21 protein-coding genes and 1 pseudogene are annotated in these 20906 nt (G+C 61.8%); 16 read left to right on the top strand and 6 right to left on the bottom strand.

Annotated features, from left to right (window positions below):
• Positions 1–21: 21 nt before the first annotated feature.
• Positions 22–1377 carry an MFS transporter gene (locus OH764_RS29150; RefSeq protein WP_498849537.1) on the bottom strand — a complete coding sequence of 452 codons (1356 nt, stop codon included), beginning with the start codon at positions 1375–1377 and terminating at the stop codon, positions 22–24.
• 162 nt (positions 1378–1539) lie between these two features.
• Complete coding sequence (locus OH764_RS29145; RefSeq protein WP_498849536.1) at positions 1540–2457, bottom strand: LysR family transcriptional regulator; 918 nt, start codon at positions 2455–2457, stop codon at positions 1540–1542.
• 154 nt (positions 2458–2611) lie between these two features.
• Here OH764_RS29145 and OH764_RS29140 point away from each other — a divergent pair, with 154 nt between their 5' ends.
• Positions 2612–3376, top strand: coding sequence for an SDR family NAD(P)-dependent oxidoreductase (locus OH764_RS29140; protein WP_498849535.1), 765 nt, complete (start codon positions 2612–2614; stop codon positions 3374–3376).
• A 93-nt stretch (positions 3377–3469) separates the two neighbouring features.
• Entirely contained in the window at positions 3470–4177 is a 708-nt protein-coding gene (locus OH764_RS29135; protein ID WP_498849534.1) for a pirin family protein, read from the top strand.
• Between the two features lie 54 nt (positions 4178–4231).
• On the opposite strand, the gene OH764_RS29130 is transcribed toward OH764_RS29135, so the two are convergent.
• The 3 genes from OH764_RS29130 to pdxR form a co-directional block, all read right to left on the bottom strand.
• A complete protein-coding gene (locus OH764_RS29130; RefSeq protein WP_498849533.1) occupies positions 4232–4687 on the bottom strand; it encodes a carboxymuconolactone decarboxylase family protein in 456 nt (151 codons plus the stop codon).
• Positions 4688–4710: 23 nt separating this feature from the next.
• Entirely contained in the window at positions 4711–5127 is a 417-nt protein-coding gene (locus OH764_RS29125) for a cupin domain-containing protein (RefSeq protein ID WP_498849532.1), read from the bottom strand.
• 119 nt (positions 5128–5246) lie between these two features.
• Positions 5247–6659 carry an aminotransferase-like domain-containing protein gene (gene pdxR / locus OH764_RS29120; protein ID WP_498849531.1) on the bottom strand — a complete coding sequence of 471 codons (1413 nt, stop codon included), beginning with the start codon at positions 6657–6659 and terminating at the stop codon, positions 5247–5249.
• Positions 6660–6853: 194 nt separating this feature from the next.
• Here pdxR and OH764_RS29115 point away from each other — a divergent pair, with 194 nt between their 5' ends.
• The 9 genes and pseudogenes from OH764_RS29115 to OH764_RS29075 all read left to right on the top strand — a co-directional run bounded on the left by OH764_RS29115 (position 6854) and on the right by OH764_RS29075 (position 14791).
• A complete protein-coding gene (locus OH764_RS29115; RefSeq protein WP_498851322.1) occupies positions 6854–7510 on the top strand; it encodes an HD domain-containing protein in 657 nt (218 codons plus the stop codon).
• Positions 7511–7541: 31 nt separating this feature from the next.
• Entirely contained in the window at positions 7542–8312 is a 771-nt protein-coding gene (locus OH764_RS29110) for an HD domain-containing protein (RefSeq protein WP_498849530.1), read from the top strand.
• A 137-nt stretch (positions 8313–8449) separates the two neighbouring features.
• A pseudogene (locus tag OH764_RS29105) lies at positions 8450–8805 on the top strand (sigma factor-like helix-turn-helix DNA-binding protein).
• A 167-nt stretch (positions 8806–8972) separates the two neighbouring features.
• Positions 8973–9260 (top strand): DUF1330 domain-containing protein, encoded by a 288-nt coding sequence (locus OH764_RS29100; protein WP_498849529.1) that lies wholly within the window; start codon positions 8973–8975, stop codon positions 9258–9260.
• 194 nt (positions 9261–9454) lie between these two features.
• The gene (locus tag OH764_RS29095) at positions 9455–9892 is read left to right on the top strand and encodes a MarR family winged helix-turn-helix transcriptional regulator (RefSeq protein ID WP_020066582.1); all 438 of its coding nucleotides are present in this window, start codon (positions 9455–9457) and stop codon (positions 9890–9892) included.
• Positions 9893–9942: 50 nt separating this feature from the next.
• Positions 9943–11457 (top strand): outer membrane factor lipoprotein domain-containing protein, encoded by a 1515-nt coding sequence (locus OH764_RS29090; protein WP_498849528.1) that lies wholly within the window; start codon positions 9943–9945, stop codon positions 11455–11457.
• A gap of 36 nt (positions 11458–11493) precedes the next feature.
• Complete coding sequence (locus tag OH764_RS29085; RefSeq protein ID WP_498849527.1) at positions 11494–12735, top strand: HlyD family secretion protein; 1242 nt, start codon at positions 11494–11496, stop codon at positions 12733–12735.
• 76 nt (positions 12736–12811) lie between these two features.
• A complete protein-coding gene (locus OH764_RS29080) occupies positions 12812–14371 on the top strand; it encodes an efflux MFS transporter permease (protein WP_498849526.1) in 1560 nt (519 codons plus the stop codon).
• A gap of 93 nt (positions 14372–14464) precedes the next feature.
• On the top strand, positions 14465–14791 hold the full coding sequence (locus OH764_RS29075) for a hypothetical protein (RefSeq protein WP_498849525.1): 327 nt from the start codon (positions 14465–14467) through the stop codon (positions 14789–14791).
• Between the two features lie 135 nt (positions 14792–14926).
• Here the strand turns inward: OH764_RS29075 and OH764_RS29070 are convergent, their stop codons facing one another.
• Complete coding sequence (locus OH764_RS29070) at positions 14927–15898, bottom strand: LysR family transcriptional regulator (RefSeq protein ID WP_498849524.1); 972 nt, start codon at positions 15896–15898, stop codon at positions 14927–14929.
• A 100-nt stretch (positions 15899–15998) separates the two neighbouring features.
• On the opposite strand from OH764_RS29070, the gene OH764_RS29065 reads away from it, so the two are divergent.
• From OH764_RS29065 to OH764_RS29045, 5 genes are all read left to right on the top strand, one after another.
• Positions 15999–17075, top strand: coding sequence for an ABC transporter ATP-binding protein (locus tag OH764_RS29065; protein ID WP_498849523.1), 1077 nt, complete (start codon positions 15999–16001; stop codon positions 17073–17075).
• A 62-nt stretch (positions 17076–17137) separates the two neighbouring features.
• Positions 17138–17848 (top strand): HAD-IA family hydrolase, encoded by a 711-nt coding sequence (locus OH764_RS29060; RefSeq protein WP_110403778.1) that lies wholly within the window; start codon positions 17138–17140, stop codon positions 17846–17848.
• Between the two features lie 3 nt (positions 17849–17851).
• Positions 17852–19201: an NAD(P)/FAD-dependent oxidoreductase gene (locus OH764_RS29055; protein WP_498849522.1), complete on the top strand. Its 1350-nt coding sequence runs from the start codon at positions 17852–17854 to the stop codon at positions 19199–19201.
• Positions 19198–20109, top strand: a complete 912-nt coding sequence (locus OH764_RS29050) for an ABC transporter permease (protein WP_498849521.1) — start codon at positions 19198–19200, stop codon at positions 20107–20109. Before OH764_RS29055 ends, OH764_RS29050 begins: the two co-directional genes overlap by 4 nt.
• Positions 20106–20900 (top strand): ABC transporter permease, encoded by a 795-nt coding sequence (locus OH764_RS29045; RefSeq protein ID WP_498849520.1) that lies wholly within the window; start codon positions 20106–20108, stop codon positions 20898–20900. The genes OH764_RS29050 and OH764_RS29045 overlap by 4 nt, the downstream gene beginning before the upstream one ends.
• The last annotated feature ends 6 nt before the right edge of the window (positions 20901–20906 follow it).

Here is a 20906-nt window from a genome sequence, read left to right as displayed (position 1 = left end):
GGCAGCGACTCTATTGCGTCCTCAATGCGCCGACTCGAGATGCGCGTTGACGTGTTCCCGCCGCCCCGCCGCGTAGCCGAACCACGCAGAGACGATGCAGATACCCGCGCACAAAGCAGCGAGACTGGACAGCGAGCCAGTTGCATGGAGCAGCGATCCGGCGATGAACGGCCCACACGACGCGATCAGATAGCCGATGCCCTGAGCCATGCTGGAGAGTTGCGCGGCCACGTGCGAATCGTACGAGCGCAAGCCGATGACGGTGAGCGCGAGCGTGAACGCCGCGCCTTGCGAGGCGCCGAGAAGCAGCGCCCAGATCCACATGGTTGACGCAGGCGCGAAGAAACAGCCCATCAGACCCACGCCAGTCGACAGTAACGCCCCCACATTCACCGCGCGCTGATCGCGCAGTCGCGCCAGCAGAAACGGCAGCAGTAGCGACGACGCGGCCTGCGTGACCACGCTGAGCGACAGCATGAAACCGGCATCGACCGCACTCATGCCACGCGTGCGAAGCACCGTCGGCAGCCAGCCGAAGACGATGTACGCCAGCGACGATTGGGAACCCATGAACAGCGTAACCTTCCACGCGAGCGGATCTCGCCACAATCCGCGAACGACCTCCACCCGTCGTCCTGCGTGGGTCGACTCTTTCGGAAGACGCACGCCCCAAACCAGCGTGGCCAATGCGACGGGCAACGCCCACAGCGCCAGTGCCCATGCCCACGAGTTGCCGCTCGCGCCGCCCAGCAGGTATTCGATCGCATGGGCCGCGGGGACCGTCCCGGCCGCCGCCGCGGCGGCGCCGACGCACATTGCCGCGCTGTAGACTCCAGTCATCAGGGGGACGTGGTGCGGGAAGTCGCGCTTCACTACGCCTGGCAACAGCACATTCATCAAGCCGATGGCGAAGCAGGCCACAATCTGGCCGAGATACAACGCCTCCCACACAGGAAAGACGCGCAACGCAGTACCGAGCGTGAGCAGCAACAGCAGCGCGAGCAATGCACGTTCACTGCCGAGGCGCCGCGCGAGTAGCGGTGCGAGTGGCCCGAAGAGACCGAAGCATAGCGACGGCAATGTCGTCAGCACGCTCGCGCCCGTGCGCGAAAGGTTGGTGGCCCGCACTGCTTCGAGCAGGATCGGCCCTACGCTCGTGATCGGCGTGCGCAGCGAAAAGGCGATCAAGGCGAGGCTCGCCGCGAGAGCGATGCTGCGAGCGCGCGAATCGTGCGGAGCGTGCGGATTGTGCGGTTCGTCAGGATTACGCGCATTGTGCAAATTGTGCGGTGCAATGGCGTCCGCGACCGGGCGTGCGGTCTTGCTGCGGTCGGCCGCCGTGGGCTCAGCATTAGCAGACGTTTTGGGGACTTTCATCGATCACTGTGTGTTATACGGGTCGGCCATAGCGACCCTTCTTCGTCTCGCATTCTCCGTCTCGCATTGTATTCGGCGAAAGCTAAGCGGAACCGGGATGCGTCGTTGCACTCATGCAATGATGAAACGTTCGTCCGGTTAGCCCATGTCAACTGCAGCAGATCACTTCGGCCATCGCCACGACGGATCGGAAAGATGTTCCGCGAAGTAGTCGGACAGCGCGCTCACTTTTGCGGGCCGGGCGCGCGCCGATGGCGTGACGAAGTAAAGGCCGCCTTTCGTCAAAGACCAGTCGGTGAGGATGGCTTCCAGGCGGCCATCGGCCAGATATTCGCCAGCGATGAACTCGGGCAACTCAGCAATCGCCAGACCATCGAGCAGCGTGGGCAACAGCGCGTCGGAGTTCGTCACGCGCAATGGACCGATCGGCATGACCGGTTCCTCTTCGCCCGCGTCGTTCGTGAAGCGCCACACATCGCTGCGCGCGCGATACGCATACGAAAGGCAGGGGCGATCGACCAGTTCGCGCGGATGCATAGGCCGTCCCTCACGCTTCAGATAGTCCGGTGACGCGACTACGTATTGCGTTACCGCGCACAGCCGTCGCGCCACGAGCGACGAATCGGGCAGTGCGGCGATGCGCAGCGCAGCGTCGAAGCCGTCGGCGACCAGGTCGACCGGCGCATCGGACAGGTGCAGGTCGATCGACACCTCCGGATATGCGCGAAAGAATGCCGGCAGGAGCGGCGCGACCCAGCGCAGCCCGAACGACATCGGCACCGCCAGACGCACGAGCCCGCGCGGCTGCACCGACATCTCGCGGGCGGCACTTTCTGCTTCCTCGGCCTGCCGGTAAATCTGGCCAGCTTTCTCGCAGATCGTCCGGCCGAACTCGGTGAGCGCCAGTTGACGCGATGTGCGATTGAAAAGTCGCGCGCCCAGCCGGTCTTCCAGGCGCGCAACGCCGCGCGACACCGTCGCAACCGAAACGCCCACTGCGCGCGCAGCAGCCGCGAAGGAGCCTTCTTCGGCGACCTTCGCAAACATCGCCAGTCCCTCGAAATCAGGCAGTTTCGCCATCTCGCCTCATCATTTCATATTTGCAACGTTAGATTGCAATCAATTCTATTTCGAAAAGGCGGCCGCGTCGATATTCTCCTTACATCACAGCACGAAACACCCAACGTAGTTTCCCGACGTAGTCATCCACTTATCGAATTGAAGGAGAAACACCATGGCACGCAAACTCGACAACAAGATCGCACTGGTCACGGGCGCAACGAGCGGCATCGGCCTCGCCACTGCTCAACGCTTTGCAGCAGAAGGCGCGCACGTCTACATCACCGGTCGCCGTCAGACCGAACTCGACGCCGCAGTGAAGGGAATTCGCGAAGCCGGCGGCAACGTGACCGGCGTGCGCGTCGATTCTGCAAAGCTCGATGAACTCGACGCGCTTTACGCGCAGATCAAGCAGGAGAAGGGGCGTCTCGACGTGCTGTTCGCCAATGCTGGTGGCGGTTCAATGCTGCCGCTCGGCAGCATCACCGAAGAACAGTTCGACGACACCTTCGACCGCAACGTGAAGGGCGTGCTGTTCACCGTGCAAAAAGCGCTGCCGCTGCTCGCAAAAGGTGCGTCGGTGATCCTCACGGGTTCGACGGCTGGCAGCTCGGGCACGGCTGCATTCAGCGTCTATTCAGCTTCGAAAGCCGCGGTGCGCGCCTTTGCACGTAGCTGGATCCTCGACCTCAAGGACCGCGGCATCCGCGTCAACACGCTCAGCCCGGGCGCAACCCGCACCCCTGGCCTGCTCGACCTCGCCGGTCCGGACGCGGCGCAGCAACAAGGCTTGGCCGATTACCTGGCCGCCCAGATCCCGATGGGCCGTCTCGGCGAGCCTGGCGAGATCGCGAGTGCGGCACTGTTCCTCGCCTCCGACGACGCGAGCTTCGTGAACGGCGCCGAGCTGTTCGTCGACGGCGGCCAGCAGCAGGTCTAAGCGGTCCTTGAGCGCGCGAGGGCGCGTCTGGTGCAGTCTTCGACGATTGCACCGGCGCGCGCACGCGTGCGCGCGATCCAACCCGGGCACATCATGATCGAACATCGTCCTTTTCTGTCGCTCGATGTAATCAGTCGCGACTGGCTGGAAGCGCGGCTGCATTTCCGGTTTGGCGAGTGCGGACGCGCCGATCATGTGCCGCTCGGCGCACTCTACGTATGGAACGACGATGAGTTCGCGGCACATTCGGGCTTCGGCCTTCATGCTCACCGCGAAGTCGAGATCGTGACGTGGGTGCGCTCAGGCGCAATTACGCACGAAGACGACGCCGGCAATCGCGCACGTCTGGTTGCCGACTCCGTGCAGGCAATGAGCGCGGGTTGCGCGGTACATCACGCCGAGCGCAACGAGGAGAGTTCGCCGGCGCGGCTGTTTCAGATCTGGTTGCACCCGCGCACGCTGGGTGGCACGCCGCGTTGGGCGACGCGTGTCTGTTCGCGCGAGTGTCGCGAAGGCCGCTTCGTCACGCTGGCGAGCGGCGATCCGGACGACGTGCGTGCAGGCGCGTTGCCTATCAATGCCGACGCTCGCGTGCGCATCGCGACGATACGCGAAGGCGCAACGCTGCGTCACGCATTGCGTCCGCCAGGCCACGCGTATCTGGTTACCGATCACGGCCGGCTCGACGTGGGAGAGGTTCGGCTCGCGCCTCGCGATGGAGTCGTAATTACCGGTGAATCGCAGCTTACGATGACAGCGCGAGACGACACCGACATCGTGATGGTCGAACTGGTTGGCTAACGACGCCGTCGCGATGTGTCCGGGTCGCTGTGTTAGGAGCGATGTGAAGCGTGATCACTGCCCAACTGCGGCCTGAGGCGTGTTCCGGAAACTGATCGCCATACGGTTATAAGTGTTCATGAGTCCGATGGCGATCGTGAGGTCGACCAGTTCCCGCTCGTCGAACACAGCACGGGCTGCCTCGTAGGCTTCGTCGGGTACGCCGGTTTGTGCAACACGTGTGACCGATTCGGCCCACGCAAGTGCAGCACGCTCACGTTCGTCGAACAGATTGCCGGCTTCCGCCCAGGCCTGCACGAGCGCGAGCTTTTCGACTTTCACGCCCTTTTTCAGCAGATCGCGTGTATGCATGTCGAGGCAGTACGCACAGTTGTTGATCTGCGAAACGCGAAGGTAGACCAGATCCACGAGAACAGGCGAGAGGCCGCTCTGCAGAACATAGCCGTAAACACCACCGAGGGCCTTCGCGCCCGCAAGTGCGATGTGGTTGTAGTCCAGACGCATGCTCATACTTTTACTCCTTGATGTACTGATTACTCGACCGGGGTGGTCAGGGCCTTGTCGTTGCTGTCCACCACGAACACCGCCAGCAACTTCGCGGGCTTGGTCTTGCTTGCATTGCGGCTGACACGGTGAACGGCGCCGGGCTCCTCGAAGAAACTTTCGCCGGCGTGGTAGACCCGCTTCGGGCCGTCGTCGACTTGCGACTCGATGGCGCCCGACACGACGTATGCATAGATAAAAGCCGACTTCGCATGTTCGTGTGCGTGCGACGCTGCCGCGGGCGCATAGTCGACAACTACCGCAATCAACGACTTGCCGGGGATGTTGGGAATCGCGTGCCGGAAGTTCGGCGTAACGGTCTCAGCCGTGTCATGCGCGGTAGCCGGTACGGCAATGGAAAGAGCAATGCCTGCGGCGACAGCACCAGCGATAGATCGAATGTTCATGATGTTGCATCTCCTTGGTGTCCTCGCATTGTGGGTCCGGGCCGGACCACAAGAAAGAACCAAGAATGAACATTCTTTATGTACCATCCAGCGGACAGCAAGCCCGCATTGCCTGTCGCCTAACTACCCTTGCGAACCACTTCGACCAGCCGGCGACAGTGTTCGACCATGTTGCGTTCATCGAGGTTGGTCACGCTCAGCAGTAAGCCCTGTGGGCCGGAAGACTGCAGATACCATGGCGACAAAGGCGCAGGTGCCAGGCTGGATTGCAATGCTCGCATGGCAATGTCCACGTCAGATGTAGAGCGGGGAAGTGTGGTCACGATGGCCGTACCCGCAGCCGCATGCACTTTTATCGAGTCCGGCGCCAACTCGTTGAGACAACGAAGCAGGCTGTCGCGCCGCGTGGCGTAAAGACGCTTCATATGCCGAAGGTGCCGAAGATAGTGCCCATCGCGCAGAAACTCTGCCACGGCGTGTTGCACGAACGATGCCGGTGCCGGCATCAGGCACGCTGCGATGTCGCCAAAACGGCGAGCCATTTCAACCGGGACCACCAGAAAGCCAAGTCGGAGTGTCGGGCTAATAGTCTTGCTGAAGCTGCCGATATGCAACACCCGTCCGTCTGGATCGAGCGATGCCAAGGCGGGCGCGGCGCGACCCTTCAACTGGAGCTCGCTCAGGTAATCGTCTTCGATGATCCATGCGCCGTTTCGTCGAGCCCATGCGAGCAACGCGAGCCGCCTGGGGAGCGACATGGCCATTCCGAGGGGCGCCTGCTGGCCCGGTGTCACGACTGCCAGAGCGGCTTCAGCAGAACTCCGGATGCCGGCTTCCACGTCGAGCCCGTCTGCATCGACTGGAATGGCTCTCACAGTCATTCCCGCCAGATCGAGCGCGGTACGCGTGAGCGGAAAACCCGGATCTTCTATCCATGCTTCTTTGCCTTCAACACCGAGCCCCCTGATGGCGAGGCCCAGTGCAGCCGAGAATCCCGCAGTGACAAGAACCTGAGACGGACTGCACCGCAAGCCTCGTGCCACGCCGAGATAGGCTGCAATCTCCTTCCGGAAGTCCGGATCGCCCCGCGGATCAGGGTAGCCGACCGGAGCAGCCGCAGCGCGCCGCGCCGCGCGCGTGAGTACACGCGACCATAGCTTGAAAGGAAAGGCGTCCTCGGAAGGCACACCCATTTGAAACGCCAAAGGAGTCGCTCCGAATTCGTGGAACAGGTCGGGAAACGGCGGCGCTTCCGGTGACCGCGCGGGCGTTGCAGGCAAGGGTGGGCGCTCGGCAACCCGGGTGCCGGCCGCCCCGCAAGCAACCGCGAACTGCTCATCGATCAGACGTTCATAGGCCACACGAACCGTGCCTCGCGAGACGCCGATCTGCGCGGCCAGATCCAGCCACGATGGCAGCCGCGCGCCGGCGGCAAGCTGCCCCGTCTCTATGGCGTGTCGAATCGCGCCGTAGATTTGTGTGGAGAGCGATGTGCTCGCGGAGCGATCGAGGCCGATTGGGAGCGTCGTCATAGCCGTTAATGGTACATCCAGAATCGTCAATCTTGGGTCTGTATTGTGGCCCGATAGGAGCGTAACTTCCTCCCTATTCAGCGGCTGAACAGTGGCGATTTCAGTGAAGTACGCAGTCGGTGCGCGAGCCAGCGACAGGCAGCAGCCGTTGCCAGCTGCCCGTAAATGCCGGACCAGATGAATGGAGAAGAGCGATGCAGAAGTCCGGAAAATCCAGCGCGAAGATACCTGACAGTAAATTGGCGCGTGAGGTCACCGAGCTTATTCGGGATACGGAAAATGAATTGCTGTTCATGCACTCCGCTCGCGTGTATCTCTGGGGCGCATTGCTCGGAGAACGCAAAGGCGTGACCTTCGATCCGGAGTTGCTTTACGTCGCGGCTATGTTCCACGACATTGGCCTGACGTCGGTCTTTCACGAGAGCCAGCTTCGCTTCGAAGTGGATGGCGCGAACGCCGCGCGGGATTTTCTGCGCAGCCACCGCATCGCCGAGGCGGACATCGACAAGGTCTGGAATGCCGTTGCTCTGCACACGACGCCTGGCATCCCGGAACACATGCACGGAGAAATTGCCCTGTTGCAGGCAGGCGCAGGAATGGACGTAGCGGGGCGCGGCTTCGAAGAATTCACCGACGAAGAACGCGACGCGGTGATTGCTGCGTATCCCCGCGATCCTGGTTTTGCAAACAAGATCATCGATGCTTTCTATCACGGTATGAAGCATCGCCCCGGCAGCACGTTCGGCACATTCAACGACGACTTCCTCGCCTACAAGGACCCGGAATTCGTGCGAACGAACGTTTGCACCATCATTCTCAATTCGAATTGGGAACAGCGAACTACCCGCTAAGGGTGCATTTCTCTGCTAGAAGGAGAACATCATGAAGTCCCGCAGTACTGTCGCTGCAATTTGCGCCGCCGTTGCTCTTGCGGTTGGGGGAATTGTCCCGGCCCTCGACGCGCACGCGCAAGCGCGGCCCACGTTCAATCAATCCACGGCGAATGCCGGCGACGAGGTTCCTGGCGTAAAAATCCCCGACAGCAAATTGGCACGCGACGCAGCGCAACTCATTCGCGAATCGGAGGGCGATTTCCTGTTTCAGCATTCCACGCGTGTCTATTATTGGGCTGCCCTGGCAGGAAAGCGCAAAGGTCTCGCTTTCGACCCGGAACTTCTCTACGTTGCGTCGATGTTCCATGATTTCGGCCTGACGGCCGGCTATGGGCAAAGCCACTTGCGCTATGAATTGGATGGTGCGAACGCAGCACGTGACTTTTTGCGAAGTCACGGCGTTTCCGAGGCCAATAGCCAGATGGTCTGGCTTGCAATTGCATTGCACACGACCAATGGAATTTCCGCAAATCTGTTCCCCATGGCCGCACTGGTTGCCGAAGGCGCCAACATGGATCTCGTGGGCGCAGGCTATGACGACTTCACAGCCGCGCAGCGGAGCGCCGTCGAGGTGGCGCATCCGCATCCGCCGCAATTCGCTGAGGACTTCATGCAGGCCCTCTACGATAGCCTGAAGCATCGTCCGGAGACCACGCAGGGAACAGGTCTGGCCGATGTCATGGCCTACAAGGACCCCGGTTTCGTCCGCAGAGACTTCAGCAAGCTGATGCGCAACTCGCATTGGGCTACTGGAAAATGACCGGCGTATTGTTGGTCGCGGTGGTCGCGGTGGTCGCGGTGGTCGCGGCACAGTTCGACCGCGACTTCCGTCGGCCCTTGATCATCGCCGGTTCCCGGCGGGCGCGTCGTCCGGTAACCTGATTTCACCAGTCGATCATGTCAACTGCAGATGCCGGCAAGTCGCACAGACTTCTGCCGGGCCTGCTTCCGCGCCTTTGGGCGTTCTCTATTCGCCTGTGCCGTAACCGGCACGACGCCGAACGCGTACTTGAGCGCGCCTGTGCGCGGGGACTCGAGCGCGCCGCCCAGTTAGAGCCCGGCACTGCGCCATCGTGATGCTGCCGGTCGCGGTTGAAGGGCTCAGCTATTCGCAAGCGGCCGAAGTGGTCGGCGTGCCGATCGGCACCGTCATGAGCCGGCTTTCGCGCGCGCGGCAAACCATCGGCGCGCAATTCATACAGCGCGCGACTGCCGGCGCTCGGTCGTTCAGAACCGGGCGAGCGACGCGATGACGCGCGACGTGGTTGCGCGCGAGGCGCCACCATCGCGCATAAGCAATGCCGGCGGTCACGACGTGCCAGTGTGACGGACCACATGACAGCGGCGCTGTACGCCGAAGCACGATGCGATTTCATGGCATCATCGTACGCACCTTCCCACCAACGCAGGAGCGTATGTCATGGCCACATATATCGTCTTCACGAAGGAAAGCACGCAGGATCAGCAGGAACTCGACATTTATCAGAGCAAGGTCGGCGCCACTTTCAAAGGCCATCCCGTCAAGATTCTCGCTGCCTACGGACCTCAACAGGTTCTCGAGGGCGAAGCGCCGCAGGGCGTCGTGATCGTGGAGTTTCCGTCCACTGCCGAAGCGCGTGCCTGGTACGACGGTCCCGAATATCAGGAAGTCGCGCAGCACCGATTCAAAGGCGCACGCTATCGCGCAGTTCTCGTCGAAGGCGTGTAAGAAGGGTGGCGATGCCCGGCCCGTTGAATTGAGCGTGACCCCGCCCGCGAGTGATGCGGGCGATCGGCAATTCCTCTTCGCCGCAGGACCGGGAGTGTCCCGTTAGCGCAATATTTGAAACATTGATGTGCAGTATGGTGCTTGGAGATATCTGACAATGCAGATATATTGCTCTCAAAGCAAGGGAGCAACAGATGAACCACTACACGAGCGACAATTTCACCGTGACCGAGAGCGTCGGATTCGCCATCAACAAGGCGCGCAACCTTCTGGTGACGGAGATAGACGCAGAACTCAAGGATCTCGACATCACGGCCCAGCAAATGGGCATTCTTCTGTCCATGCGCCAGGACATTGCGAGCACTCCGTTCGAACTGTCCACGTTGCTCGGTATAGACACCGGCCTGATGACGCGCATGCTCGACAAACTCGAAACGAAGGGTTTGCTTCAGCGCTCCCGCAGTCTTGAAGACCGCCGGGTCGTCAATCTGAAGCTGACGAAGAAGGGCGAAGCAGTGGCAGACCACCTGCCCGACAGGGTGCCGGTCGTGCTGAACAAGCGGCTGAAGAAATTCACCAAGGCCGAATTCCATGAGCTGCGCCGTCTGCTGTTCAAGTTTCTCGAAGACTGAGCGAAGTGTTCGCACACAATTTTTTGTCCATATATCTGACGGGTCAGAAAATGAATAGACAGTTAAATCGACGAATGAGCGGATCGCGAATTGCGAAGTCCGGCATGACGGTGATTTTCGCGGCAGTGCTATCGGCCTGCGCGAACTATGCAGGTATCTCGAGCGACAAGCAGCTTGCGACCCCGGATACTTATGCGACGCAGCAAAGCATTCCAGCGGACAACGGGCAGTGGCCCGCCGTCGACTGGGCCGATCAGTTCGGCGACGCCCAACTGAAGGCGCTGCTAGAGGAAGCATTGAAAAGCAACCCGTCGATCGAACAGGCGCGCGCACGCGTTGCCGCCGCCGCTGCTTACAGCGAGACAGCGAAGGCGAGCACGATGCCGCAAGTCGGGGCGACTTACTCGTTCACGCGGCAGCAGTATTCGAGCACTGCGCTCGTGCCGCCTCCGTACGCCGGGTCATGGCAATCAGAGAACAAGGGTTTGTTGTCCGCATCGTATGACCTGGATTTGTGGGGTAAGAATCGCGAAGCACTGAAAGCCTCGCTGTCGCAGTTGCAAGCAAGCAAGGCCGATGCGGAAGTCGTCAGACTTTCGCTGACATCTGCCACGGCGCGCGCCTATAACCAGCTTGCTCGTCTATTTGCGCTGCGCGACATCGCGCAGCAGGAAGTGACGCAGCGCGAACAGATTGATCGCATTACGGCCGGCCGGATTGCAACTGGACTCGACACGCAGGTCGAGCGCAAGACCGCGCAGGCGAACCTCGCCAGCAGCCGGGCCGCGCTGGCGTCGCTGGACGGCAGCATTCTCACCACGCGATATCAGCTTGCCGCATTGCTCGGCGCAGGACCTGATCGAGGTCTTGCGATTGCCCGCCCGTCGCTGGGTATCGGCGATGAAGTGCGTCTGCCGGCCAACCTGCCCGCTGACCTCGTGAGCCGGCGCCCGGATCTGGTCGCCGCAAAATGGCGAGTTGACGCGCTCGTGCACGACGTGAAGGAGGCCAAGGCCGAGTTCTATCCCGACATCAACCTGAGTGCTGCTATCGGCCTCGACGCATTCGGCTTCGGCCGCTTCCTCACCGCAGCGAGCCGCACGGCATCGGTGGGCCCGGCGATTCATCTGCCGATTTTCGACGGCGGGCAGTTGCGGGCGCAACTCAAAGGCCGCTATGCCGATTTCGACTACGCCGTCGCTTCATATAACCAGACGCTCGTCACCGCACTGTCCGAAGTTGCCACTCAGCTCGCGCAAATCCGTTCCACCGACGAGCAGCTCGTCGACGCGCTATCCGCGCAGGAAGCCGCCCGCAGCGCCGATCAACTGGCCCTCGTGCAATACAAGGCGGGACTTGCGAATCAACTCACGGTATTGAACGCCGATACCACGGCGCTTCAAGCCGACGAGCAGGTCGCGAATCTGAAGATGAACCGGCGCGATCAGCAAATCGCATTGGCAGCGGCGCTGGGCGGCGGCTATTCCGACAATGCCGATGCCGCTCGGCAGAGCGCCGGTGCCGCGCCTGCAGTGAAACCCAATCCAGTCGTCGCCGTGCGTTGAGCGCGACGTATTTCAGATCCTGTCAGGAGTCAAAAAATGAGCGATAGCATCAACGCCGACCGAGCGAAGGCGGACGCAGACCAACCCCAAAAAACGCAAGGCAACACGCGGCGCAAGTTGCTGCTCGCGTTGCTGGCCGCCGCGATAGTGGCAGCCGGAACAGCGTACGGCCTGTATTACGTGACGACCGGTCAATATCACGAGGCTACCGACGATGCATACGTCAGCGGCAATCTCGTGCAACTGACGCCGCAGGTCAGCGGCACCGTCGTTGCGGTGAACGCGGACGATACGCAGATCGTCAAACAAGGCGCGCCGGTCGTGACGCTCGACAACGCGGATGCCAGAGACGCGCTTGCCAACGCCGAAGCAACGCTTGGACAGACCGTGCGGCAAGTCAGCGGTCTCTACGTGAACAATGACTACTATGCAGCAACGGTCGCGCAGCGCGAGTCCGATCTCGCGCGCGCTGTCAGTGATCTGAAGCGACGTCAGGCGGTAGCGGAAACCGGCGCGGTGTCCGGCGAGGACGTGGCACACGCGCGCGATGCGGTCAGCGCCGCGCAGGCCGCGCTCGACGCCGCGCGTCAGCAGGCCGAAGCAAACCATGCACTGACCGACCGCACGTCGGTCGAACAGCATCCGAACGTTCTGGCGGCGTCTTCGAAAGTACGCGACGCCTATTTGAACTACGCGCGCAACACCTTGCCTGCTCCGGTTACCGGCTATGTGGCACGCCGTTCTGTACAGGTCGGTCAACGAGTCGCGCCCGGCACGCCGTTGATGGCGATCGTCCCGCTCAACGAGGTGTGGGTCGATGCGAACTTCAAGGAGAGCCAACTCAAGCGCATGCGTATCGGCCAGCCCGTCACGCTTTCCGCCGACGTCTATGGTTCGAGTGTCAAATACCACGGCCGCGTGGTCGGCTTCTCTGCGGGAACAGGCTCGGCGTTCGCGGTATTGCCCGCTCAGAATGCGACCGGCAACTGGATCAAGGTCGTGCAGCGTCTGCCCGCGCGCATTCAGCTCGATCAGAAGGAACTGGACGCACATCCGCTGCGGATTGGATTGTCGATGCAGGTCGAAGTCGAAACTCGCGACCAGTCGGGAACCCAACTGGGTGCCGCGGTGAATACGACCTATCGCACCGATGTGTTCGCGCAGTACGGCGCGGATGCAGATGCGGAGATCGCCCGGATCATCGCGCAGAACATGCCGATGGCGCGCACAGCCGCAACGGCTGGGGTGCAAAAAAGCGCGAATCGAAAAGCAGGCTGAATACGCGGCGAGTGTTCTCCATTTTTTGTGCGATTAGCTGACAAGTCAGATATTAGCGACCTTCACAGGTGATGAAATGAATCAATCGACGCGACCTGCAACGCTTCCCCCTCTGACGGGCGGCAAGCTTGTGCTCGCAACGCTCGCTGTGGCGCTGGCCACTTTCATGAATGTGCTCGACTCCTCGATTGCGAACGTGGCTATCCCGACTATAGCGGGCAACCTCGGCGTATCGGTCGATGAAGGAACATGGGTCATCACGCTCTTCGCCGCCGCCAACGCAATTTCGATTCCGTTGACAGGTTGGCTCACGCAGCGTGTCGGGCAGATCAAGCTCTTCGTGTGGGCGATACTGTTGTTCGTCATGTCTTCGTGGCTATGTGGAATAGCACCGAACCTGCCGGTTCTGCTCGCTGCGCGCATTTTGCAAGGCGCGGTAGCGGGACCGTTGATTCCGCTTTCGCAAGCCATTCTGCTGGGCTCGTATCCGAAGGAGAAGAGTTCGCATGCGTTGGCGCTCTGGGCAATGACAGCGACTGTCGGCCCGATTGCGGGGCCTGCGCTCGGTGGCTGGATTACGGACAGCTATTCGTGGTCGTGGATCTTCTACATCAACATTCCGGTGGGGCTTTTTGCTGCGGGTGTGACATGGGCGATCTACCGCACGCGCGAGACGCCAACGAAGCGTTCGCCGATCGACAAGATCGGGCTGATCTCGTTGATCGCGTGGGTCGGCTCGCTGCAGATCATGCTCGACAAGGGCAAAGACCTCGACTGGTTCAATTCCCCGGTGATCGTCGCGTTGACTGTCTTTGCAGGGATCAGCTTCGCATTCTTCGTGATCTGGGAGCTGACCGAGAAGAACCCTGTCATCGATCTGAGGTTGTTCGGCGGCCGCAATTTTCTTGGCGGCACGGTTGCGATTTCGGTTGCGTATGCGGTGTTTTTCTCCAACCTCGTCTTGCTGCCGCAGTGGATGCAGGGTTACCTGAACTACCGGTCCGTCGATGCAGGCCTCGCCACTGCACCGCTCGGCATATTCGCCGTGATCCTTGCCCCGGTGATGGCGAAGATCATGCCGCGCTCGGATGCGCGCGTGCTCGCAACGTTGGCCTTCGTCGGCTTTGCGGGCGTGTTCTTCATGCGTTCGCACTACACGACTGGCGTGGATACCTGGACGCTCGTATTGCCCACCTTGTTGCAGGGCATACCAACCGCATTGTTCTTCGTGCCGCTGACGGCAATCATTCTCTCCGGCCTCGCGCCCGAGAAGATTCCCGCCGCTGCGGGCTTGTCGAATTTCGTGCGGGTGTTTGCGGGCGCAGTGGGAACGTCTCTTGCCGCAACCGGCTGGAACGATCGCACCATCTTGCATCACGCAAGACTGGCCGAGCAGACGGGCGTCACCAACCCTGTTTTCACCGCGGCACTGGATTCGGCGCAAGCGGCACTGGGAGGAAGCCGGTCTCAAGCAATGGCTTTCTTCGAACATTCGGTGAACACGCAAGCCGCCATGCTTGGACTCAACGACATTTTCTGGTTGTCGGCTGTGATCTTCGTATTGATCATTCCGTTGATCTGGGTGACGAAGCCGGGCAAGACGAATGTCGCGGCGGCCGCCGCAGCGGGGCACTAGGAACTGGCACGCCCACGCTGCCATTCGGCGTGCCTAAGTCGACGAACTTCCCGCCAGGCAGTTTTGTCCAAATAACGTAGGCTGGAGTTCATCATGAAGCCGTTCTACGTTGCCGGTACTGCCGTTGTTGCCGCCGCCACTATGCTGCTGGCCGGCTGTTCGTCGGCGTGGCCGCCGCCTGGCGAGCCAGCCGCCTCGCACGTTTCGGCTAGCACCGAAACCCGCACCTCGCCCGCTTATCAGGGCGCAAAGCCAGCCACGGCAGCCGCGCCGGCCGCAAGGCCGCCGGTGCTGAGCGTCGGTGTCACCGATCCCAACACGCAGTTGATTCTTCCCTGGTTTCTCGCTGACATCGTCAATGCGGTCAATACGCGTCAGTCGTTCGGTGACTTGATGCACACGATGAAAAACGGGCTTTGATTTGCCGTTGGCCCATCGCGTTGTCTTGCTGCTTGCAGGCAATTCCGGAATTGGCCCGCGCACACTGAGGCCGGGGTTTTCGCGCACCGCGCGTTTTCATGCTGCGATGTGGCCGCGGCAGTGCACTACCTTCCGTCAAACGATAGCGACGCCGCATTCCTTGAACGCCGCACGCAATCCCAACTGCGGGTACGCACTTTCCAGCGTGCGCAAATCGGCGCGCATTTCCTCGACGATCCAGTCGCGCACGTTCGCGACGATGGGCCGCAAAGGCCGGTTCGCAGGCGACACCAGACAGCAGCGCCGATTCGTCACGAGGATTTCTTCTTCGGCGGGGACGAGTGCGCGCTGCGACAGCCAGTGCGACACCACGTTCAGCCAGCCGAGCGCGATGCCCTGACCGAGCAGCGCCGCCTGCACGACGATCGCGTAGTCGTTGAAGCTGAGCATGCTCGCGACGCGCCGGCCGTGCTGCTCGAACGCGCCAAAACGATGGTGCCAGCCGCGCTCCTCGTCGTCCATCACGATGACGGTGTCGCCGTGCTCACGGCCGGCGTCTGTCAGCGACGTTTCCTGATAGCGCGGATTGCACACGGGCAACAGGGTTTCGGGCATAACCAGCACGCTGTTTTCGTCGATGTCGCCGGCGTGCATGAAGCGCATGCCCAGATCGACATCGACAAGCGGTCCACCAATGCGCCCGGAAATGAGCTGAAACCGCAGATCGATTGACGGGAACGCTTCGTTCAGGCGGCTCATGCGCGGCATCAACCAGTGCGTCGTAAATCCCGTGGATACCGACAGCGTGACCGATTCCACGCCCGTAGCACGCGCTTCTATTTCACGTATCGCGCTTTCTATGCCGTTGAATCCTTCGGAGATCTTGGTGTACAGAATCCGCCCGCTCTCGGTGAGTTCGATGCCGCCGCGCACGCGCTCGAAGAGGCGCACTCCAATGTGATCTTCCATGCGGGCGAGCATGCGGCTCACGGCGGGCTGGCTCACATAGAGTTCTTGCGCGGCACGCGTGAAGTTGCCGCAACGAGCGGCAGCCTCGAAGACGAACAGCGCATTCGCGCTCGGCAGTTTTTTGCGTAGATTCGGCATGACTTGATGTTATGCCCGATCCAACAATTTGGGAATTGCCGCCAAAAAGTTTGACACCTATATTTTCCCTAATGCAGGCCCTTCAGCGAGAGCAAACGCAATGGACGCACGAGCGAAAACAGGAGTCTCCATCCGGTCGGCAGCGAAGCGCTATGGACCCGTGATCGCGCTGGACGACGTCTCGCTCGACATCGAGCCGGGCGAGTTCGTGTCGCTGCTTGGACCGTCCGGGTCGGGCAAGACAACGCTGCTCGGCATCCTCGGCGGCTTTGTTCAGCCGAGTTCCGGATCGGTGTGGGTCGGCGAGCGGGACATTACATTTGCGCCGCCGCACAAACGCAACATTGGCATCGTGTTCCAGAACTACGCGCTTTTTCCACACATGACGGTGGGCGAAAACGTCGCGTTCCCGCTGCGCGCGCGCCGCGATCCGAAAGCGGGGTGGGCGGCGAAAGTGGCCGACGCGCTCGCGATGGTCGAACTCAGCGGCTATGAATCCCGCGGCATCAGCCAGCTTTCCGGCGGTCAACGTCAACGCGTCGCGCTTGCAAGAGCAATGGTCTTCGAGCCGCAACTGATCCTGATGGACGAGCCGCTTTCCGCGCTCGACAAGCAGTTGCGCGAAACGATGCAGATCGAGTTGCGGCGTCTGCATCGCAAGCTCGGCGCGACGATTGTTTATGTGACGCATGACCAGCGCGAGGCGCTGACCATGAGCGATCGCGTGGCCGTGTTGAAGAACGGCAAGCTCGTGCAAATCGATACGCCCGAGCGTCTCTATGACCGGCCTTGCGACGCGTTCGTCGCGAGCTTCATCGGCGAGGCCACGCTGCTCGATGTGAGCCGCGCCGCCGATGACGCCGTGCGCCTAGGCGACGCGGTGCTGCGAACCGCGCATCCGTTGCCGCGCGGCGAGCGTTTGCTGCTTGCCGTGCAGACAGAAAAGCTCGTGATCGACGCCGGCCCGGCAGAGCCTGCCGCCAACCGGCTCTCGTGCCGCGTGACCGAAGTGCTGTACCAGGGAGAAAGCCTGCGCGTGTTCGCGACACTGGCTGACGGCACCTCGATCAGTCTGCGCCAGCCCGGCAATCACAACGCACGTAGCCGCATTCCGTCACCGGGCGAACACATGACCGTTGTGCTCGATCCGCAGGACACGATCGTCGTGCCCGCCTGACTCCCCGCCCGCCTCGGGCATACGTCTTACGAAATTAACGCAACCCGCAAAAGGATGATGCAATGAAGCTCACCGATTTCAAGGTCCTGACGTTCGACGTCGTCGGCACGCTGATCAACTTCGAACAGGGCGTGCTTGCGTCCGTGCGGCGCCTTGGCGGCGCGGCGGCGAAGGATCTCACCGACGACCAGATCTTCGAGCCGTATATGCGCGGACGCGCGAAGTATCCGGGTCGTTCGAGCCACGAAATGGCGAACGTGTATCTGTATCTTGCCGGCGAGCTGGGCCTGCCCGACGACGCGCAATCCGCGGCGGCCTTCCAGCGCGACGTGCTGGAGTGGCCCGCATTCGAAGACTCGGTCGCGGCCCTGAAGCGCCTGCGCAAACATTATCGCCTCGTCGCGATGACCAACGCGGACCGCGTCGCGTTGTCGGCTTACGCACATACCCTGGGCGACCCTTTCGACGACACCGTGTGCTGTGACGAAACGGGCGTCGCGAAACCGGACCCGCAGTTCTTTGCCTACAACCGCGGACGTCAGGCGGCATTCGGCTTCAAGTTCAACGAGATCCTCCACACCGCGCAGAGCCAGTATCACGACATCGGCATCGCGACGAAGCTGGGTTACTCGACATGCTGGATCGAGCGACGCCAGGGCATGAAGGGTTTCGGCGCGACGCCGGTGCCCGAAGCCGTCACCGCGCCCACGTTCAAATTCGCGACGCTCGGCGCGCTCGCTGACGCGGTCGAAGCCGAAGCGCGCGCTGCTTAAGCCATGCTCGCGCCCGTCCTCCACAACGACTCGCAGCGGCCGCACGCTGATTCGCTATGGCGCGCGATGGCCGCCCGCTTAGCGCAACGGCAGCCGCCCGTTAGCACGGGCGCGCCGCTCGCGCGCGATCTGGCGGTCGACGTGGCCGTGATCGGCGCGGGTTATTCGGGCCTGTCGGCCGCGTACGCGCTGCAAAAGCGCGGCGTCGATTGCGCCGTGTTCGATGCGAACCCGGTGGGTTGGGGCGCGAGCGGGCGCAACGGAGGGGTGGTGTCGTCGAAATTCCGCTTGTCGTTTCCGCAGATCGACAAGCTGCACGGACTCGATACCGCGAAGCGCATGCATCGGCTCGCGCACGACGGCGTGCGAGTCGTCGAATCGTTCATCGACGAGTTCAAGCTCGAACGGGCGCACTTCGAGCACACAGGCAGCCTGCGTTGCGCGCACACCGAGCGCGCGTTGGCCGCGATCTGTGCGGAAGCCGACTGGGTGCGGACGCAATTGGGCGACACGTCGATGACAGTGCAGTCGCGCGAAGAAGTGACACGCGAGACGGGATCGAGCGAATTTACGGGCGGCGTATTGAGCGCGGACGCAGGCACGATCCTGCCGCTCGAATACGTGTACGGTCTCGCGCGAGGTCTCACTGCGCGCGGCGTGCCGATTTACGAAGCGACGCCGGTTGACGAAATGACGCGTTCGCAAGGCGGCCCGGCCGGCGTTGTGCTGCGAACGCCCGGCGGTACGGTGCGCGCGAGACAAGTCATTGTCGCGACTAACGCGTACTCCGATCTCACGTCGGCGACCGCTGCCTATCAGCGTGAACTCGTGCCGTTTCGCAGCGCAATGATTGCGACCGAACGCCTGCCCGCCGAACTCGATAGTCGGCTCATGACACAGCGCCGCAGCTATACGGAAACGCGGCGCATGATGAAGTGGTTTCGCAAGGTCGACGGCCGTATGCTGTTCGGCGGCCGCGACGCATTCGGTAAGGAAGGCCAGGCGACCGGCTTCGACGCGCTGCGACGCGCGATGGTCGCGCTCTTTCCCGACCTCGCGGATCTGCGTATCGAATATCAGTGGTCCGGGTATGTCGGCATGACGTTCAATGCGTTACCGCATGTTGGCCGCAGCGACGAAGCCACAACGTTTTGTCTGGGGTATAACGGAGCGGGCGTCGCGATGGCGAGCCTGCTTGGCCAGCATGCCGCAGCGCTTGCACTCGGCGAGACGCCCGAGCTTGCGCTGCTCGGCCAGCAGGGCTTGCGGCCCGTGCCGTTCCATTCGTTGCGCGCGCCGGGCGTTCGCGTCGTTGCCGCGTGGTACCAGTTTCTCGACGCCGTGGGTGCATGATGACGACAGCCAAACGGATTCTCCAGGACCCCGCCCTGATGCAAGCAGTTGCCACTGACCCGTCGGTGCGCCACCAGCAACGCGAAGACCGCGCGATGCTGCTGTTGCTCGCGCCCGCGTTGTTCGTCGTGGTCGTGCTGCTGGTGGTGCCGCTCGCGTGGCTGTCGTGGCAGTCCATCTGGCATGACGGCGGTTTCACGCTCGTCAATTACCAGCGCATTTTCACAGGCACCTATCTCGACACGTTCCTTATGACGTTCAAGCTCAGCGTCATCGTGACGGGGGTGACGTTGCTGCTGGGCTATCCGGTTGCGTACTTTGCGGCGTCGGTATCGCCGCGATGGAGTGCGCTGATACTCGGCATGGTGATCCTGCCGTTCTGGACCAGTGTGCTCGTGCGTACCTATGCGTGGCTCGTGCTGCTGCAGCGCACCGGCCTCATCAACAAGGCGCTGCTCGCGACGGGCCTTGTCGATCGGCCGGTGCAACTTGCGTATAACCAGTTCGGCACCATTCTCGCGATGGTGCACATTCTGCTGCCTTTCATGGTGCTGCCGCTGTATTCGGCGATGCAGAAAATCCCCGCTAATCTCTCTCAGGCCGGCGCCAGTCTCGGCGGCTCGCCGCTGCACGTGTTCTGGCGCGTGTTCCTGCCGCTATCGATGAGCGGCGTCGTGGCAGGCGCCACGCTGGTATTCGTACTGTGCCTCGGTTTTTACATCACGCCCGAACTGATGGGCGGGGGCAAGTCCATCATGGTGTCGATGGTGGTGAGTCGCAACGTCGAGATTTATAACAGTTGGGGCGCTGCGAGCGCGGTCAGTGTCGTGCTGCTGTTCTGCGTGTTCGCGATTTTCTATGCCGCGAGCCGTGTGATTCCCCTGGAAAAGACCCTGGGCGCGAAATGAACAAGATCCCGTTCGGCAGAGTCGTGCTCGGCGTGCTCGTCGTGCTGATTCTCGTGTTTCTGATGCTGCCGGTGCTGATCGTCGTGCCGCTGTCGTTTTCCGACACGCGCTTCATGACGTTCCCGCCACCCGCCTATTCGTTGCGCTGGTATCACGCGTTCTTCGACAACCCCGCGTGGATCGACGCGGCTCGCACGACGCTCGTGGCGTCCGTATGCGCAGCGATGCTCGCGACGCCGCTCGGCATCGCCGCGGCCTATGCGATCCAGCACGGCACGCACTGGTCGATGCGCTATCTGCGCACGCTGCTCATGTTGCCGCTGATGGTGCCGATCATCATCGTCGCGGTGGGCGTGTTTTTCGTATTCACGCAGGCCGGTTATGTGAATACGCTGGGTGGCCTGATCGTTGCCGATACGATGCTCGGCCTGCCCTATGTGCTGATTTCCGTGGGCGCCGATTTACGCACGTTCGACCGCACGCAGGAGATGGTCGCGCGCAGCCTCGGGATGAATCGCCTGCGCAGCTTTCTTGCGGTGACGCTTCCGCAGATCAAGGCGAGCGTGATTTCGGGTGCGGTGTTTGTCTTCATTCAGGCGCTCGACGAAACGGTGGTTGCATTGTTCATCTCGGGCGGCACGAATCAGACGCTCACGCGCCGCATGTTCGTCACGCTGCGCGACGAGATCGATCCTACCATCGCCGCGATCAGTACGATGCTGACCGCGTTGACGTTGTGCCTCGTGATGATCGTCGTCGTGAGCCGCCGTTCTTCGGCGGCGCGGGCGTGAGGTCTT

The sequence above is a fragment of the Burkholderia sp. M6-3 genome (assembly GCF_050858985.1).
GTDB classification, from domain to species: Bacteria; Pseudomonadota; Gammaproteobacteria; order Burkholderiales; family Burkholderiaceae; genus Paraburkholderia; species Paraburkholderia caledonica.
The sequence above is the reverse complement of the archived record's forward strand: the minus strand, read 5'-3'. Positions and strand labels throughout refer to the sequence as shown.